The organism is Pseudomonas sp. NPDC096950 (genome assembly GCF_044762525.1).
Lineage (GTDB): Bacteria > Pseudomonadota > Gammaproteobacteria > Pseudomonadales > Pseudomonadaceae > Aquipseudomonas.
This window is the reverse complement of sequence record NZ_JBIWEL010000001.1, coordinates 22,282-36,862: the sequence shown is the minus strand read 5'-3', so window position 1 is coordinate 36,862 and position 14,581 is coordinate 22,282. Positions and strand designations below refer to the sequence as shown.

Here is a 14,581-nt window from a genome sequence, read left to right as displayed (position 1 = left end):
GCTATGCGCGGACGGCGAACAGGCCCCGCTTTTGTAGGTAGTCAGCAAACTGCGTGGCGCTCGGCCGATCCGGCGCCGCCGGCAACAGTCGGCCGCTGGTGTTGGAAATCGTCGCGTACTCGCGAGTTACCGCGCCTTCGACACGCTCCAGCGTCACAGCGCCTTTGCGCTTGTCGATGGGGTCGATGTCGTCGGCATGAATCTCGGCGGCCAAGGCCATCTGGCCGTATTCGATGCGCGCAGGAAGGTAGTTGTCGGGCTTGATCTGGCAGTCCAGCTCAACACCCCGGCGCGGCCAGGCCAGAGCCTGATCGCTGCCCATCTTCCGGCCCTTCCAAGTCATGCCATCCATCGCCAAGGCGGCTCGACGCAGCAGCGCTTCCTGCTCGGAAACCCCAGCGGGGATGACCGTACCGAATTTCACGGCGTACATGGCCAGGTCCTCGGCGCTCGCGTAGCTTTCAGCGTCAGGCTTGCCGGTGCCGTCCTCGATAATGAGTGTCATGGATCAACTCGCTGGATTAAGCTTTGAATGATTGGACACCGGATCACCGGCAGCCAGCAGTATCACGCCTCGGGCAGTTCAGCGACGAGCTTTTCCAAGGATTCTTTCGAGGCGTTCGCCCGGTAGCTCACGCTGGCCGCGTCGAGTTTGGCCTTGAGGGCTTCGATATCTTGACCCTCACCCGCTGCCTTCAGGGCTTCGAGCTCGCCGCGCAGTCGCTCGTTTTCACTGGCGAGATCATCACGACTCGTTGCCAGGTCATCCACTTTGACGCGGATGTGATCCAGGGCATGGTAGAGACGGATCGCGAGCTCACCGCATTCCGGCTTCAGGATTTCACCTGAGTCGAGGCCATCAACGATGGCGCGGACCGTATCGCTCTCGGCGCGCAGCTTTCCGATCAGTTCTTCAAGCTCGCTCTGATCGCCGCCCACAACAGCCACAACCAATGGAGATGGAACCTCTTTCAAGGTCGCCTTGGGCACCTTGTCCGCCTCACCTTCACGGCTGTCGGTCACGTTGGCATCGATGATGATCAAGCCAGCCTTTTTGGCAATGGCCTTCACGTCATCTTCGTAGCGGTGGAACGGGCCCGGCAAATACCAGACGTTGTTATCAGTCATCACAAATTCTTCCTATTTTCCGATGGTGCACAGAATGTCCCAATCGCCTTTCCTGCCTGTTGCTAAGGGCATACAATTGCCATTGGGACAAACGGATGCCAGACATGAAAGCGAGAGATGACTTCGATTACGCATACCTTTCTTCGCTGCTTGAGTACGACAAAGAAAGCGGCTCCATAACCTGGAAGCATTCCCGAGGAAAGGCCAAGGCTGGAAGTGAGGCGGGCTGGAAGGACTCCAGGGGGTACATAAAAATCACATGCAACGGAAGAACTTATACGGCTCACCGGCTTGCATGGCTTCTTCACTACAAGGAATCACCTCCAGATGTCGTCGATCACATCAGAGGGGTTGAGGACGGCAACAGGATCAGCAATCTTCGACCTGGCATTTCCTGCGTCAACCAGCAAAACCAAAGGCAAGCCCACACCAGAAACACTTCAAGCAAGCATATTGGAGTGTCTTTTTTCAACGGTCGCTGGAGGGCAAAAATCTATCATGCAGGCAAATACATCTTCCTCGGTTACCACAAGACGGAAGAAGATGCTGCAAATGCATACCTCGAATCAAAGCGACGAATACATGTTGGGTGCGACATATAGATAGGGCGCAACATCGCGCCCCACCCACACTCCCGACCCGATATTACTTAGCCGCATCACCGATCAAGGCGACACCAGCGGTGTCCTTGATCGAGGTTGCCGTCTTATCCCAATTCGCGCCGGTGGCCAGCGCAGCGCTGGTAGGCGACTTGCCACCGTTCGCGGTGTCCCAGGTGAAGCCCTTCAGGCCCAGACCGAAGGTGTAATCGACCTGGATGGTGGTCTCGATGCGAGTCTGACCGTTGGTGGTCTGCACGTTCGAGATGATGTCCCGACCGTCATGCACCAGCGCCGCACCCGAGGCCAGGGCCAGGATGATTTCCTTGTTGGGGGTGCCGGTCTGCAACAGAGCAGGAGCATCCGTCACCACGGAGGTCTTGCCGAGGATGTCGACAACACGAACGTTGCCGGCCAGGAACAGGTTCTGGGCGTTGGCGAGGTTCTGACCGACCAGCTTGTGCCACGAACTGCCAGTCATGACCTGGGCAACCAGGTTCTGGCTAGCGTCGCCGAACTTCGCGTGTGCGCTGTTCAAGCCTGCCTGCGAGATACCGGTAGTTGCCGACACATCGTTAACCGCTGCGGCCTGGGCTGTGATCGCGGCAACCAAGGCAGCAATGGCGGTGTTCAACTGATCCTTGAGCAGGATCTCAGCGAACGCTCGGGATGCGACCTCGATACCCTGCGCAGTTGGACGCTGCAACCAGGTCATCTGGGATGGCTCGTAGCGCACCGGGCCGAAACCACCGGCAACCTTCACCGTGGTGTTCTGCAGCTCGGTCAGATCGACCGGGGTCACGGCGGCCTGAGCTGCGTAGCGGTTTACGCGACGCTGAGCTGCGCCGAGGTTCTGGAAGAACGACTCCTGCAGAAAATCGCCAGTGAAGCCGTCAGGCGAGAGCACGATCGCGCCGTTGCTGGCGGCATTGAAGGCCGCGAGCATTTGATCGAGGGTCTCCAGAGTCGCCGGCATGACGTAATCGTTGAAGACCTGCATTTGGGACAGGGACATGATTTATTCCTTAATTTAGAGGGAGATCCGGGAACTTGCTGGCAATTGCAGCAGTGCGTTCCGTCTTGGTGCCGCCGATATTTCCTTTTGCGGCCCCGCCGCCACCTCCAGCACCAGCAGCCCCGCCGCCAGATGCCTTACTACCCGCGATCAACGGCGCGAACGCCGTGTCGTTTGCGAATTCTGCTTTCAGCTCATCCAGCGTTGCCGCCGAGAGCTTGCCCTGCTGGTCAAGAACGACCACAACAGGCTTCCCTTCGCGCTGCTCGACGCTCAAACGGCGTTCGATGTGCGGCAACAGGGCTTTGGCGCTGCCTGGAATTGCCAGGGCAGACGCGATGTCAGTAGCGGTACGACCGACAGTCAGATCCCGGATCTGAGTGCTCAGCGTTCCACGCTCCTGCTCCAACATGCCGTTCAGCTCAGCTTCGCGGCGGTTGTATTTTTCGGACCAGGACTTTTCGAGCTCTTCGACGTTGCCCGATTTGCGGGCATTCTCTTCGCGCTCCAGTCGGGCCTGGTCTTCGGCATCCTTGCGCGCCTTGTCGGCGGCCTTCTTCTCGTCCAGCAGTTCCTGGACCTTCGACTTCAGGCCGGATACGTCTTCTGGTTGCGGCAGGCCTTCAATACCGAGGACAAACTTTCCTTCCTTCTCGGTGTAAAGCGATTTAACGGAGTCATCGAGACCGTCCAGAGTGTCCAGCTGATATTTCAAACCCATTTGCTTGTCTCCCAGAGACGATTTGCAGGCCCTGCCCGCAGATATGAAAAAGCCGGCTCATGGCCGGCTTGTGGAAATCAGTGTTGGTCAGTCGAACAGTTGCCAGTCATCGGCGAGCATGTCGGTCTGGCTTGGAGCCCAGGAAACGCGAGCGCCGTCCGGGTATGCCTTGCTGTGCACTGGATAGCTCAGCCGAACAAACGCCAAATCGACACCGCTGGCCGGGCGATACTCAAGCCACATGCCGGCACCATTCCAGCCAGCTCGGGTAACTCGCTTGCCCAGTTTCAGCGCCTCTACGGCCAGACCGAAGCTCATGCCGTCAGTTGCGCGATAGGCGTTGTCGAGTTGTGTTTTTGGCGACCAGCTGATGTACCCGGCATGGTCCGGATGGTTAGGCACGCCGCCGTCGGTGTACTCGACCAGATAGCCGTCGTCTGCGCCGTTCTCGTCGGCAGGCAGTTCCCAGCCGCGGTATGCGTTGTACGCGAGCCGCGTCATGGCTAGAGCCAGAATAATTTTGGTGCCGATAAAACGCTGAGTCATAGATAGCTCCAGATTACTGAAAGCCTGCCCGCGCGAACGCCAGAGGCTCAAGAGCCTTCATCTGCACAAGGGTCAGAGGTGAAAAGTTGCGATCAAGCTGCAGCTCGGAGAATCGCTCGATCGTCAAGCCGCCTTCGCGGAACAGCTTGGCGCGGACCGGGCCAATGGCCTTGTCCTGAAACGCGGCGGGCTGCTGCTGGAGCCAGTCGTAATAGCTGAGGTCTGCCCTCACCTGCTGCGGCCCGTCGTCACCGATGGATGCCCGCGTGGCGTCCTTGGCGAACAGCGCGCTGAAGCGAGTGATAGCCACCACCGTCGAACGGCAGTTGATGTGAATCGGCGGCCGTGGCCCCTCGGTCAGCTTGAACCGGCGCTTATCGAGCGTCCGGCACTGGCTGGTGGTCTTCGTGTCCAGGGTGCTGACCCATTCCACCGACTGCACGACGTCGCTGTTTTCCTTCAGCGTCTCCATGCGCGCCTGGGTGGCGACGTGCTGCACCGCCGTCCGCACCACGGCGCCGGCATTCCGGTTGGTCGTGGCCAGTATCCCGTCGTTGTACTGGAGCGCCTTGCTCCCGCGAATGTTCTTGATGATCTGGAAGTTGGTTTGGCCTTCGAAGAAGCCCTGGCGGATCGCGCCAGTGAGGCGTTGTCGCTCGGTGGCGGTGAAGCCATCAATGAAGGTCTTGAGCAGCTTGCCGCCATCCGCACCGCGCACGCTGAGCGGATTGGTGAGGATGGCAGCCCTGATTGCAGCGGCGCCCGGCACCGCGGCATCAAACGACACGCCCACCGGTGCCGCGCGGCTCAGGCTCGTCGCCTCAAACTCAGCCTCATAGTTCGCGATGTCGATCAGATCGAGGTTCAGCTTGTCGCTGTAGCGGTCGAAGATGCCCAGCAGCAGGCTATCAACCTCGCTCAGCAGCCGCTCCAGCCGCGCGACGGTGTAATCCGTCAGGTCTGCCCGGGTCAGTCGCTCGCGGATCGAACGGTCAATCTCCTTGAGGAAAGGCCCGAACTTCGCGACCTCCCCCGACTTCAGTTGCTCGAGGAAGACCGCGTGCCGGATCGTCGCATCAAGGATCGCTTGGTTTGCGGCCATTCGGGATTACCTCGGTGTCGTCCAGGGCAGGCCCGGGGCTCTCGGTTTCCAGTTCGTCGCGGATCTGGTCGTCGGTCTTCTCGGGATTGATAACGCCACGATCGCGCAGGTACTGCCAGAAGTCGCCCGCCGGCAGCTTGCCACCCTGCACTGCGTTGAACAATGCGGTGAGAATCGTTGCGTCCAGGCTGATCTGGCTGAAGTCTTGATTGAGCTTGTAGAGCGCTTCGCCTGGGGCGTTCGCGAACTCAGCCATCCAGACCAGGCACTGGCTGTAAGCCTCGCTGACGTTGCTCACCACCAGGGAGAGCACGCTGTGTTCGGCGGCGCTGTCGTTGTCGGCCTGAGTCGCGGTCTTCACCGCGCTGCCACGCTCGATCAGCCGAGCGCCGAGGGACACCATGTCCTCTTTCTTGCTGTCCATGGCCTCTTTGGCCACGGTGTTCGGCTGGGCCTGCATCATTCCGCAGGCGCCTCCCTGAGGAAGCAACCAAGGCGCGCGCGATCCAAGGAAGATGCCTTCTTCCTCCAGATGGTCGCGCCATTGATCGCCGAGCCCAGACATCCATGGTTGCGGCTGGCCCACCAGGTAGGCGGCCTCTTCGTAATCCGCGCTGTTGCGGTAATGCCCGATGTTGATTTCGGCCATGTCGTACAGCGGCGAGTCATCGACGCTGGTGTCGTTGTTTTCGCTACCCAGGAACTGGAATGGGATCACCTTCCACGGCAAGCCAAGGCCATTCAGCGGGGTGAACGGTGCGACGGTCATTTCCGTCTTGCTTGATCCTTCCTCCCAAACCTCTTGGGTATAGACACCGGCGGCATCGAGGCGCAGCACGCGATATTGCACGACCTGCTCACTGCCGAAGCCGTCGTCGGTATCAACGTCAACCGTCTCACGCAGCACAACGAGGCTCAGCAGATGCTGGCCGCCAACCTGTCGTGTCTTCCAGTTGATGATCGCCTCAGTCGCATAGCTGGCGACATTTGCACGGGCGCGTCCCGCTTGCTCGTCCGCTTTGCTCACCGACCCAGGCTGCACAGCCGCGTAATCCACCAGCAACCCGTGGCGGCCGACTTCGAGCAGATGCCCGATGACCGACTGCGACTGCTGGTAAACGCTCACGCCTTGCCCGTCGATATCCTTCGACACGTAGTCCAAAGCGCCCGGCACAGTGAGCGTTGGCCATGTGCGAAATACCGCACCTACCAGGCTGTGCTTGGTGCGACCGGTCGCGTTGTAGAACACGGCGCGCTTCTTGTAAGCGTCGTATCGGTCCTTGTTGTCCTGACTGGTGTCCGAAGCATTTGGCCGAGGCAGGTACTTATCACTGGCGGCCTTAATGGTTTCCGAGCCTTTGCAGACGTCGCGCACCAAGCGCCAGCGGTTTTGTGCCGCCTCATACTCAGGGCGTTTAAAAGTGACGTCGCTCATCAGCGTGCAAACCCCATTTTGATTTTGGTGGCCGGCTTCCTGGCGCTCTTCGCCACGGCGAAGTACCGAAAACCGTCGGATCCGTGAGAGGTCCAGTCATGGAGCGGTTTGTCTTTCCAGCAACCGCGCTTGTCGTCCCACTCCTTGCGGTAGTTCTCGAGGCAGGCGATGCCCTTCTCGCACTTGGATTCATCGAACACGCATTTCGGCAGGATCTCGCGAGCCTGCTCGATGCCGTCGTTGATGCCGAGCTTCGGGACCACCTGAAAGGTCATGCTGTATTTCTGGCCATCGATGTCGTAACCCTCGCGGGCCAGCTCTCGGCGAGTCTTGGCATCGCTGCCGAACTCCCGGTTGTCGATGTCGTGCGGTCCCCAGTGCTCGGAATAGGTGTAACCCTTGTCCTTGAGCACCTTCATGTAATGCCGCAGGCCTTCGCCCGAATTCTCGTAGTAGTCGATGACGTGAAACTCTTCACCGACCTGGCGCACGAACCAGATGGCGGTGGAGTCGCCGACGCCGATGTCCCAGAAGGTCATCACCGGCAGATGGCTGTTGTTCGGTATCGCGCCAATACGCTGCTGCGCGTAAAGCTTGGTCAGTTGCTGCGCGTAATAGGCGCCCTCGACTGACTGCTGGAAGGCTTCGACAGGAATTGACGGGTATTCCCGCTTCATGTCGTCGCCGAGCGTCTTCTCCTTGGCCGCGTACCAGGCGCGCTGGCCGTCATTGGTGACGATGGCGTGCTTGGCGTGCAGTTCGTCGAAGTAGTCGGTCAGGCGGTGCGGGATGACCACGTCAGTCGGGTCAAGCCGATAGGCCTTGTTCTTCCACCAGGAGAAGAAGAAAAACTTCCAGTCCAGCAGGCCCAAGGGCACACCGGCCAGTTGCTGGCGCTCAGCACTCTGCGAGTAATCGAAGAAGTAGCCGGCCCGGCCTTCCGCCGTTGATTCAATCGTGACGAAACAATCGGTGGCCACCGCCTCGAAGGCACCGGTGACAATCTCGCGGGCCTTGTGCGGGAACTTGGCGCAGATCTTCCCGAACTCGGACACATGCAAGTAACGCAACGTGCCGCCCCGGAATGAGGTGCTCACGTAGAGCGAACCGCCCTTGCTGAACACCAACTCGCCGGCAGCGTCGTTGCTCGCCGGGTTGGCCGCCCTGACTTCCTTCGGCAGGTTGTCGTAGGCGTACTTCACCTTCTCCCGGAACAGGCGCTTGGCGTCGTTCAGGGTGTGAGCGATCAGCGCGCACTTGGCAGACTCGAACAGCGCCGCGTCCAGCTGGATGATGCAGCACTCAGTGGTGAAGCCGAGCTGCCGAGCCTTCAGGATGATGTTGCGCGTGTGCATCCCATCGAAGTACTCGATCTGCTCGTCCGTCATCCGGAAGCGGACCTTCTTGCCCTGCTTGTCCGTGATGAAGTAGAGATTGTTCAGGCGCCATCGCTTATCCCGGAGCAGCTTCATGTGCTCGGGCTTCATGTCAGGCTTCCTTCGATAGTTCGTCCATCATGCTCGACAACTCGTCGGCATCGCTGCCGCCGGCTTTCGTATCCAGGTCGTAGGCTTGGCGCTCCAGGGCAACCAGCGTTTTGAGTGTCTCGGCCAATTCCCTCATGGTCTTGGTCCGGGATGGAAGCGCGCCGATCTTGTTGGCCAGTGCCAGCATGTCAGCCATCGCCTCGCCGTCTTCGTGATCGCCCTCCTTGAACTGTTTGATCAGCGACTTGATCGAGCCCTGCTCATCGGTGAGCGATTCCAGCTCATCCAGCAGCTTGTTGGCTAGGCGACGAGAGCGGCCAATGTCAGTGCGGTGGGCCATCCTGATGTCAGCAATGACCTCGGCATTGGCCTCTACGATTCCACGCTCGGTTGCCAGCGTTTCCGTGGAAACCTTTGTGGAAACCTCGCGTTTGGAAACCAGCGAATCAGCCTTGGCCTTGATCTTGGCGTTTAGATCCCGGTCCCAGCCTTCAGCCTTCGACCGCTTGTTGATTGCTGTGTGAGATACGCCGCATGCAGCGGCAATCTCTCGCACTGAGAGCAGACCAGCCCGGAAGAGCTGTTCAATGCGCTCCCAGTCAGGTTGCTTGGTTGTCATTGGAATCCTTACTCTTGCTTGATCTTCAGTGTGCGGATGGTGCCACCGGTGCCGGTGTCACGCTTTGCAGCCATTTCGACGGCCTTGAGCGCGCCAACCCCCATATCCATTGCAGTGATGGCATGGTCGGCGCCCGAGCCAATTGCATAGGTCGCGCCAAGCATGATCGGGCTCTTCCAGAACCCATCTTCCACGCCGGCACCGATACACCAAAGCTCTTGACCGTCAGAGACGATTGCTGAGGCATCCACATCCTTGGTAACGGCTGCGCCAAAGTAAGCGTCCTGCAGTGCGGTGTAGTCACAGGTCTTGCCGCACATAATGAACTTGACGCCTTTCACCTCATGGCACTTTTCATAGTCGTCATAGGTGATCGTGCTGCCACTGGTAATCTGAGAGTCGTAGGCGATCACGCCGTCTTTGTAGGCAATGGTCGTCATACAGTCACCATCTGATGGGTTTGTGCGTGGGCGTGCCCGTGCAACAGGGAAACGACCAGGCCTTGAGGTAGGCCGGCAGTCTTGGCAGCGTCCACCGCCCGGGCGATGGCGCTATCCAGATCGGCGATGGCCTTGTTGATGTCGGGACTCATCGGCAGGACGTGGCGCAGGCGGGTGACATTACTCATGCAGGCGCTGCTTCAGTGCATAGCCCATCAGCGGCCACAACTCCTGCGTCGCGTTCTCGATGGCAATCTTCTCACCAATCTCGGCGTTATCGTTCGCGGATGAAGCGCTAGCGGATGGCCGACCGGTGACAGCGAAACCGTTGACGGTGGTCAGCACTGCCCAGCGCAGCACCTGGCCAGAAGGAGACACGTGCTTAACGATCTCGGTATGGGCGATGTTTGCTTGCAGTTCTGCAACGCTGACACGCGGCGCGGTCAGGCCCTTCGCTTGGATTTCCTGCTCAAGTGATTGATCGTTCATGGTCATTCCTCGTCGCAGGTCGCGACACGATTTGATAATTCGCGAAACGTGTCGCGAATTACGTTTTACGGCGGTCGTTTTTGCCTGGGCCATGCTTCTCACACGACAGACAGTGCTCGCAGTTCAGCGTGCGACAGAGCCAGGCTTTCACCGGCTGCCAGTACGTGACCATGAAGATGTGGCGGGCGCCGGCCAGAGCCAGGGACACATGCAGCGTCAGGCCGGCCGAGGTCGGACCGAAGAAGATGTTCTGGCTACGCGCCGACACAACGAAAGCGGTGATAGCGATCGTCGTGTAGATCAGCTTGCCGAGGATCCCGTCGCGCACCTTTCCGCTCAGTACGCACCAGGTGGCCCAGAGCGAGATCAGGCCGCAGGCCATCGAGTTGATAAGTTCAAGGTTCATGGTGGATTGCCTCCCCCGAACCGCTGGCGGATAAGCGCCCATAGGTCCGCGGCTTTGATGGCGCGATTGATGGCTGCCAAGAGCGAGCCACCGAATGTGCCCAGCAGGAAGCCAATGCCGGCGACGATTTTTGGCTCTGTCACACCCAGGTAGGTGCTGACCATGCTCGTCAGGTACAGCGAGCAGGCGACACCCGTGATCAGAAACACAAGCCAGGCACGCCAGTCCGACAGATCGTCCTTGTGCCACCAACTGGCAACGACGGCGCCGACCAGTCCCGCGATCAGCAATTCAAACCTGTCGATCTTGTCGAGCAGGCGCTGCAATAACTCCATGCGCTCGACTCCGTTGGCATGACTTGATTTGAATCAGCCCCAGCAGCACTCCCAGCCGTAGCGATGGGTGTGGTGGGGCCGAAAACGAAAAAACCCCAGCAAATGCTGAGGCCTTGAATAAGTTGTGGAGCGTTGGGCTAACCGAGCCATCGCCGACTGTCGTTAGATAGATGGAATTTAAAGCGTCGCCAGAACTCAGTTACTCCTCACAAGGAGTAACAACCATGCCCTCGGCAATGCTTTACGTGATCGACTACGAGATACATGGGGTCCCGAAGTCTTTCATTATTCGTGCGGACATCATGAACAACGCTGAAGCATGGCACTGGGCGAGCTGCGATGCGGGCGTAGGCCGGATACCGAAATTCGGCCGAGAAAAAGTGCGGAGAGTGAGTAAACCTCTTGCGGAGCGATTCGGCATTGAGAGCGTTCGCTGGCGTTTATCTGGAGCCGAGGCCTTTAAGCCCCCCGCTTTCATACCGCCCGGTCATTAGCGTCGAGGCCGACCAGTTCGCAACAATCGAAAAAGTTCTAGTCGGTCATTAGGCACGTAATAGCAGACGTTGGCGACTTGAGAAGCTTTATTCCCGACATGCTCTGACTATCCAAGCACAACCGGAATAACCGCTGCTCGGGTGTTTGTTGCTATTACACAGGAAGGAGCCCATACCCGATGGAATACGAAGATAGAAAAAGGCGCCCTGTACACCGATATGGCGCAACTTAATCAAGCGAGCGGATCACATGAAATGCAACACGATAACCGTATCCACCTGGCACGCAGCGACTGACCTGAGTAACGAGTTGTTTCGCGAGGCAGATCGCCTCAACGACATCGCCTACGACCTCCTCCCCAAAGTAGCCAACTCACCAGAAGATTCCCTTGCATTTCAAACTGCGCGAGCCGCGGCCGATGCTAAAACCCGTGAAGGCAAAATATCCTGGGACAGGGCAAGGGCAGAGTTGCGGAGCGGCAATTAGTAACCACCTACAGCTCTCGAGGCTTCGCCACCCGGCGCAGCCTCTGACAGTGCGCACGTCTTTCCGTGCTGTCCGCCAAAGGCCTTCTCAGCGTCGACGCCCTTTTGCATCGATCTCGCAATCCAGTCTCGCGCCACCCCGGAGCATGTACGGCCAGGGTGCGCGGGCTGCCGGTGTTTTCTCGTGTCACTGCACTACCGGCTTATCAGTGTCCAGGCCTTCCCGAAGGCTGCCCTGGCTGCAGTGGTGTTTTCTAAATGTACGTCCGGGAAAGCATCCACTCGGGTAGCGGCTGTCCTCGGAGGTACAAAAAAAGCCCGGAATTTGTCCGGGCTTTTTCTATTGCTTCCAGGCGTATTCAGCAGGGGGTCAGACCGACACCATCAGGGGCCGGCTTGGCCGAAGCCATCACGAAATGGTTGCTGGATGCGCGCAGATTGGAAGCGAGACCTTCGTCACTGGACTGGCTACCCGTTCGCCACATGACGAGGGTCAGTTCCAGGCGCTGCATGGCGACACCCTGCGGCTCGGCGTGAGCGGTCAGATAGTGCGCGGCATAGTTGCCACCGGTGCGGATCGGCTCGGCGAATGCCGACAGGGAGAAACAGGACAGGCAGGCGGCAAGCGCCAAGCCCAGGTAAGCGGAGAGTCGCTTCATCATTCGGCATTCCTTCGTTGGGGTTTCTTCGGGCAATAAAAAACCCGGCGCAGTGGCCGGGTTTTGTTTGTCATTCTTAACACGCAAGAAGGACAAGATAGGGATTAATCTATGCCACTCTGCCACTATCCGTCAAGCAGCAATTTCACTCTCAATAAGGCCCTCGGCATCAAGGATGCCTTGAGCCTCGGCCAGCGCGGCATCAACCATGCCTTTCAACTGCTTGCAGATGGCCGACTTCCACCGGTACTGAGTGCGCTCGGCAGTTGGTTCGTCGAGCCAATTATCCATGCAGTACCAGCCGCCCGGCAGAACATTGGTTGAGCGCTTACCTTCCTGACCCGGGAGCTTCGGCATTGCCCAGGTGACTACCGCTGCATGGCGGAAGCGCTCAGGCGCTGGCGATTTGATCGACTTTGCGATTACCACGATCGCGTCATGCTTGCGTTCGGTGTGTGTCGAGTACTGGGCCAGCAGCGCAAGCCAATGCACGGGAGCCAGCCCTTTACGAAGCCGGCTGAAGACCATGCAATCGACCAAGAATGCTGCCTCCTTGCCGACGATCTCCCCCTTCTGCTTGGCGCACTGGACCTTGGGCTCAAAGTCGCAACCGCCGACGGAAGTGATGGTCTCGGCCGCAAGGGCTCGAACTACTGCTGAAACAACGTTGCGATAGGTCATGCTGCGAGCCCCTTTTTCAGTTCTTTGGTCTTTGCCCGGTATTCGGCGGTGATGGCTTTCAGTTGCTCTATGGTTTCTTTGCGTGGTGTGTGGTCGGCTTCCAGCTCCTCAACAGCTTTCAGGCCGATTCTGGCGATAAGCCCTTCGCGGAATGCCTGTGAAACCGTCTGCCCCTTTCGGGCGTACTTGGAAGATCCGGCGTTACAGCTTTTGCACTGAAGCCAGATATTGGTCGGGACCAGCCTTAACTCTGGTCGAGCACCTTTGCCCATGAAATGGCCAGCATCGAAAGCGCCGCCGGTCTTCCAGCCCTGGGCGTGGAGAATTGATTCCTGAGACTCCCCGCAACTGATGCAACCGCTGCCGATGCTCAGCTCGTAGGTGCGCCGGTAGTCGCGCACCGCCTTCTCGGCATCCTTCATGTGGTCGGCACGGGTCTTCAGCTTCTCCTTGCGCACCTTGATTTCCCGGCGGCCGGCCAGCGCCAGAGACTTTTTCTCCTTGGCCTTCTTCACCTCGACCACGGCCAGCGCGCACTTCGGACTGCACACCGCCTGGCCCATACGCGAAGGGACGAATGAGGCCCTGCACGTAGCAGCGCGGCATTTCTTCGGCTTGGCCGGCTTCCGTTCGATGGTCATGCCGCCTCCCCCATGTTGCAGCGCATCTTCATGTACTCGCTGTCTTCCGGGTGCGGCAGGTAGATCCCGTGCTCAGTGGCCCAGACGTCGATGCAGGTCATGAGGGCGTGCATGGCGCCTTTATCCAGCTCGCTGGTGTGGCGCAACTCGTAGCGCTCGGTGACTTCGCCTGTCTTGAGGTTGATGTCGCGCACCACTTCTTCGCCCAGGAACGTCAGCTTGAGGTTGCGCTTCATGTTCTCCATGTTCATCGCGGCACCGGTGGCGAAAGTGGTCTTTCCCATGGACACGAAGAACTGGGCAGCGCACTCGCACCACTTGTGGAAGAGCGCGTTCTGCGGAAGGCTGCGCGATGCGCCGGTGATCGACACATTGCAAGGGAAACCTTTCTTTCGAATGGCAGCCTGAAGCGTGGAAAGGTCGTTGATCTGGTTGAGGCGTAATTTCTCAGCCATGGATCACCTCCAAGGCCTTAACGGCAGTCTCGAAGCTTGGCTGATCCGCACCATCTACGCGCCAGGTGTTCGTGACCTGCTTGGTCTTGCGATCAAAACGCTTGAACAGAGTCAGGCGTGGATGCTGAACGCATTCGTACCCGTAGGCGAAAAACGCTTTGCCGCCGTTGTAGTGCGCCACTTCGCGGATAGTCAGCGTGGAGATGTCGATCATGACCGCTCCCCCTTGCCCATGGCGGCGCGAGCCAGGCGACGAGCTTCGTCTTGCTTTAGCGAATTCCCACGTTCGACCCAAGGCACATAGCCAGATTGGCCAGCCCATCGCTCATACAATTCTTTCGCGAAGGCTTCGAGCAGCGCCTCAATCCCCTCCTTCAACGCCGCGTTCTGCGCCTCATACGCCTCGTAGCCGGTCTTGAGGCCGGCGACTTCGGCGCGGAGTTGGTCGCGCTCGGTACGAAAGCCCGTCAGCGTGTCGAGCAGGCGCGTGCCCGTAGCGTGCTCGCTCCGGTAGAGGGATTCCCATTTGTCGTGGTCATGCCGGAGCTGGTCACGATCAGCGCGCCATTCCAGCCATGCATCCAGGTCGTAGTCGCCCTTCATGCCAATGCGCAACCGCTCGTTCTCGGCGATCAGGGCCAGTACTGCGGCAGGGTTTGCGGCGGCCACGTAGCGGAGGCACGCATCCTTCTCCGAGTCGATGCTCTCGTACGCCAGGAGGGTTCCGAGATCCACATCGAACACGTAGCTGGTGCCCGGCGCATATTCAGGGCCGAACCACGGACCTTCCGGCGCAGCCTCGGCAAGTTTCTTCAGTTCGATGTAATCGCTCATGCCATCACC

At 59.1% G+C, this 14,581-nt stretch carries 22 protein-coding genes; 2 read left to right on the top strand and 20 right to left on the bottom strand.

Translation table 11 applies throughout. The annotated features are described in order from the left end of the window. Window position 1: 1 nt before the first annotated feature. A complete protein-coding gene (locus tag ACIQY3_RS00280) occupies window positions 2-505 on the bottom strand; it encodes a DnaT-like ssDNA-binding protein (protein WP_403016102.1) in 504 nt (167 codons plus the stop codon). Between the two features lie 62 nt (window positions 506-567). Continuing rightward, window positions 568-1,128, bottom strand: a complete 561-nt coding sequence (locus tag ACIQY3_RS00275; protein ID WP_403016100.1) for a hypothetical protein — start codon at window positions 1,126-1,128, stop codon at window positions 568-570. Window positions 1,129-1,232: 104 nt separating this feature from the next. On the opposite strand from ACIQY3_RS00275, the gene ACIQY3_RS00270 reads away from it, so the two are divergent. Beyond that, window positions 1,233-1,730: an HNH endonuclease gene (locus ACIQY3_RS00270; protein WP_403016098.1), complete on the top strand. Its 498-nt coding sequence runs from the start codon at window positions 1,233-1,235 to the stop codon at window positions 1,728-1,730. 43 nt (window positions 1,731-1,773) lie between these two features. On the opposite strand, the gene ACIQY3_RS00265 is transcribed toward ACIQY3_RS00270, so the two are convergent. The 12 genes from ACIQY3_RS00265 to ACIQY3_RS00210 all read right to left on the bottom strand — a co-directional run bounded on the left by ACIQY3_RS00265 (window position 1,774) and on the right by ACIQY3_RS00210 (window position 10,322). Continuing rightward, window positions 1,774-2,742: a major capsid protein gene (locus ACIQY3_RS00265; RefSeq protein WP_403016096.1), complete on the bottom strand. Its 969-nt coding sequence runs from the start codon at window positions 2,740-2,742 to the stop codon at window positions 1,774-1,776. Window positions 2,743-2,752: 10 nt separating this feature from the next. Beyond that, window positions 2,753-3,463 (bottom strand): hypothetical protein, encoded by a 711-nt coding sequence (locus ACIQY3_RS00260; RefSeq protein WP_403016094.1) that lies wholly within the window; start codon window positions 3,461-3,463, stop codon window positions 2,753-2,755. A gap of 87 nt (window positions 3,464-3,550) precedes the next feature. Next, complete coding sequence (locus ACIQY3_RS00255) at window positions 3,551-4,009, bottom strand: DUF2829 domain-containing protein (protein ID WP_403016092.1); 459 nt, start codon at window positions 4,007-4,009, stop codon at window positions 3,551-3,553. A gap of 13 nt (window positions 4,010-4,022) precedes the next feature. Continuing rightward, on the bottom strand, window positions 4,023-5,111 hold the full coding sequence (locus ACIQY3_RS00250) for a minor capsid protein (RefSeq protein ID WP_403016090.1): 1,089 nt from the start codon (window positions 5,109-5,111) through the stop codon (window positions 4,023-4,025). Continuing rightward, window positions 5,086-6,546, bottom strand: coding sequence for a DUF4055 domain-containing protein (locus ACIQY3_RS00245; protein WP_403016088.1), 1,461 nt, complete (start codon window positions 6,544-6,546; stop codon window positions 5,086-5,088). Before ACIQY3_RS00245 ends, ACIQY3_RS00250 begins: the two co-directional genes overlap by 26 nt. Then, complete coding sequence (locus ACIQY3_RS00240) at window positions 6,546-8,033, bottom strand: terminase (RefSeq protein ID WP_403016085.1); 1,488 nt, start codon at window positions 8,031-8,033, stop codon at window positions 6,546-6,548. Before ACIQY3_RS00240 ends, ACIQY3_RS00245 begins: the two co-directional genes overlap by 1 nt. Before the next feature lies 1 nt (window position 8,034). Beyond that, a complete protein-coding gene (locus ACIQY3_RS00235) occupies window positions 8,035-8,652 on the bottom strand; it encodes a hypothetical protein (protein WP_403016077.1) in 618 nt (205 codons plus the stop codon). 8 nt (window positions 8,653-8,660) lie between these two features. Next, complete coding sequence (locus tag ACIQY3_RS00230; protein ID WP_403016074.1) at window positions 8,661-9,092, bottom strand: proteasome subunit beta; 432 nt, start codon at window positions 9,090-9,092, stop codon at window positions 8,661-8,663. Then, the gene (locus ACIQY3_RS00225; protein ID WP_403016071.1) at window positions 9,089-9,280 is read right to left on the bottom strand and encodes a hypothetical protein; all 192 of its coding nucleotides are present in this window, start codon (window positions 9,278-9,280) and stop codon (window positions 9,089-9,091) included. The genes ACIQY3_RS00230 and ACIQY3_RS00225 overlap by 4 nt, the downstream gene beginning before the upstream one ends. After that, window positions 9,273-9,581 (bottom strand): Gp49 family protein, encoded by a 309-nt coding sequence (locus tag ACIQY3_RS00220; protein ID WP_403016069.1) that lies wholly within the window; start codon window positions 9,579-9,581, stop codon window positions 9,273-9,275. The genes ACIQY3_RS00225 and ACIQY3_RS00220 overlap by 8 nt, the downstream gene beginning before the upstream one ends. A 58-nt stretch (window positions 9,582-9,639) precedes the next feature. Further along, window positions 9,640-9,987, bottom strand: coding sequence for a hypothetical protein (locus ACIQY3_RS00215; protein WP_403016066.1), 348 nt, complete (start codon window positions 9,985-9,987; stop codon window positions 9,640-9,642). Further along, entirely contained in the window at window positions 9,984-10,322 is a 339-nt protein-coding gene (locus ACIQY3_RS00210) for an MFS transporter (RefSeq protein WP_403016064.1), read from the bottom strand. The genes ACIQY3_RS00215 and ACIQY3_RS00210 overlap by 4 nt, the downstream gene beginning before the upstream one ends. A gap of 224 nt (window positions 10,323-10,546) precedes the next feature. Between ACIQY3_RS00210 and ACIQY3_RS00205 the strand changes: the two genes are divergently transcribed. Continuing rightward, window positions 10,547-10,816: a DUF6555 family protein gene (locus ACIQY3_RS00205; protein ID WP_403016061.1), complete on the top strand. Its 270-nt coding sequence runs from the start codon at window positions 10,547-10,549 to the stop codon at window positions 10,814-10,816. Window positions 10,817-11,661: 845 nt separating this feature from the next. Here the strand turns inward: ACIQY3_RS00205 and ACIQY3_RS00200 are convergent. From ACIQY3_RS00200 to ACIQY3_RS00175, 6 genes are all read right to left on the bottom strand, one after another. After that, complete coding sequence (locus tag ACIQY3_RS00200; RefSeq protein ID WP_403016058.1) at window positions 11,662-11,964, bottom strand: hypothetical protein; 303 nt, start codon at window positions 11,962-11,964, stop codon at window positions 11,662-11,664. A 129-nt stretch (window positions 11,965-12,093) separates the two neighbouring features. After that, window positions 12,094-12,642, bottom strand: coding sequence for a hypothetical protein (locus ACIQY3_RS00195; RefSeq protein ID WP_403016055.1), 549 nt, complete (start codon window positions 12,640-12,642; stop codon window positions 12,094-12,096). After that, window positions 12,639-13,283 (bottom strand): recombination protein NinG, encoded by a 645-nt coding sequence (locus tag ACIQY3_RS00190; protein ID WP_403016052.1) that lies wholly within the window; start codon window positions 13,281-13,283, stop codon window positions 12,639-12,641. The genes ACIQY3_RS00195 and ACIQY3_RS00190 overlap by 4 nt, the downstream gene beginning before the upstream one ends. Further along, window positions 13,280-13,738, bottom strand: coding sequence for a hypothetical protein (locus tag ACIQY3_RS00185; RefSeq protein WP_403016049.1), 459 nt, complete (start codon window positions 13,736-13,738; stop codon window positions 13,280-13,282). Before ACIQY3_RS00185 ends, ACIQY3_RS00190 begins: the two co-directional genes overlap by 4 nt. After that, window positions 13,731-13,952, bottom strand: a complete 222-nt coding sequence (locus ACIQY3_RS00180; protein WP_403016046.1) for a hypothetical protein — start codon at window positions 13,950-13,952, stop codon at window positions 13,731-13,733. Before ACIQY3_RS00180 ends, ACIQY3_RS00185 begins: the two co-directional genes overlap by 8 nt. Then, window positions 13,949-14,572: a hypothetical protein gene (locus ACIQY3_RS00175; RefSeq protein WP_403016044.1), complete on the bottom strand. Its 624-nt coding sequence runs from the start codon at window positions 14,570-14,572 to the stop codon at window positions 13,949-13,951. The genes ACIQY3_RS00180 and ACIQY3_RS00175 overlap by 4 nt, the downstream gene beginning before the upstream one ends. Window positions 14,573-14,581: the final 9 nt, after the last annotated feature.

Excerpts from the sequence above, each read along its gene's own strand:
- ACIQY3_RS00280 (WP_403016102.1), bottom strand. The coding sequence starts at position 505 with ATGACACTCATTATCGAGGACGGCACCGGCAAGCCTGACGCTGAAAGC.
- ACIQY3_RS00275 (WP_403016100.1), bottom strand. The coding sequence starts at position 1,128 with ATGACTGATAACAACGTCTGGTATTTGCCGGGCCCGTTCCACCGCTAC.
- ACIQY3_RS00270 (WP_403016098.1), top strand. The coding sequence starts at position 1,233 with ATGAAAGCGAGAGATGACTTCGATTACGCATACCTTTCTTCGCTGCTT.
- ACIQY3_RS00265 (WP_403016096.1), bottom strand. The coding sequence starts at position 2,742 with ATGTCCCTGTCCCAAATGCAGGTCTTCAACGATTACGTCATGCCGGCG.
- ACIQY3_RS00260 (WP_403016094.1), bottom strand. The coding sequence starts at position 3,463 with ATGGGTTTGAAATATCAGCTGGACACTCTGGACGGTCTCGATGACTCC.
- ACIQY3_RS00255 (WP_403016092.1), bottom strand. The coding sequence starts at position 4,009 with ATGACTCAGCGTTTTATCGGCACCAAAATTATTCTGGCTCTAGCCATG.
- ACIQY3_RS00250 (WP_403016090.1), bottom strand. The coding sequence starts at position 5,111 with ATGGCCGCAAACCAAGCGATCCTTGATGCGACGATCCGGCACGCGGTC.
- ACIQY3_RS00245 (WP_403016088.1), bottom strand. The coding sequence starts at position 6,546 with ATGAGCGACGTCACTTTTAAACGCCCTGAGTATGAGGCGGCACAAAAC.
- ACIQY3_RS00240 (WP_403016085.1), bottom strand. The coding sequence starts at position 8,033 with ATGAAGCCCGAGCACATGAAGCTGCTCCGGGATAAGCGATGGCGCCTG.
- ACIQY3_RS00235 (WP_403016077.1), bottom strand. The coding sequence starts at position 8,652 with ATGACAACCAAGCAACCTGACTGGGAGCGCATTGAACAGCTCTTCCGG.
- ACIQY3_RS00230 (WP_403016074.1), bottom strand. The coding sequence starts at position 9,092 with ATGACGACCATTGCCTACAAAGACGGCGTGATCGCCTACGACTCTCAG.
- ACIQY3_RS00225 (WP_403016071.1), bottom strand. The coding sequence starts at position 9,280 with ATGAGTAATGTCACCCGCCTGCGCCACGTCCTGCCGATGAGTCCCGAC.
- ACIQY3_RS00220 (WP_403016069.1), bottom strand. The coding sequence starts at position 9,581 with ATGAACGATCAATCACTTGAGCAGGAAATCCAAGCGAAGGGCCTGACC.
- ACIQY3_RS00215 (WP_403016066.1), bottom strand. The coding sequence starts at position 9,987 with ATGAACCTTGAACTTATCAACTCGATGGCCTGCGGCCTGATCTCGCTC.
- ACIQY3_RS00210 (WP_403016064.1), bottom strand. The coding sequence starts at position 10,322 with ATGGAGTTATTGCAGCGCCTGCTCGACAAGATCGACAGGTTTGAATTG.
- ACIQY3_RS00205 (WP_403016061.1), top strand. The coding sequence starts at position 10,547 with ATGCCCTCGGCAATGCTTTACGTGATCGACTACGAGATACATGGGGTC.
- ACIQY3_RS00200 (WP_403016058.1), bottom strand. The coding sequence starts at position 11,964 with ATGATGAAGCGACTCTCCGCTTACCTGGGCTTGGCGCTTGCCGCCTGC.
- ACIQY3_RS00195 (WP_403016055.1), bottom strand. The coding sequence starts at position 12,642 with ATGACCTATCGCAACGTTGTTTCAGCAGTAGTTCGAGCCCTTGCGGCC.
- ACIQY3_RS00190 (WP_403016052.1), bottom strand. The coding sequence starts at position 13,283 with ATGACCATCGAACGGAAGCCGGCCAAGCCGAAGAAATGCCGCGCTGCT.
- ACIQY3_RS00185 (WP_403016049.1), bottom strand. The coding sequence starts at position 13,738 with ATGGCTGAGAAATTACGCCTCAACCAGATCAACGACCTTTCCACGCTT.
- ACIQY3_RS00180 (WP_403016046.1), bottom strand. The coding sequence starts at position 13,952 with ATGATCGACATCTCCACGCTGACTATCCGCGAAGTGGCGCACTACAAC.
- ACIQY3_RS00175 (WP_403016044.1), bottom strand. The coding sequence starts at position 14,572 with ATGAGCGATTACATCGAACTGAAGAAACTTGCCGAGGCTGCGCCGGAA.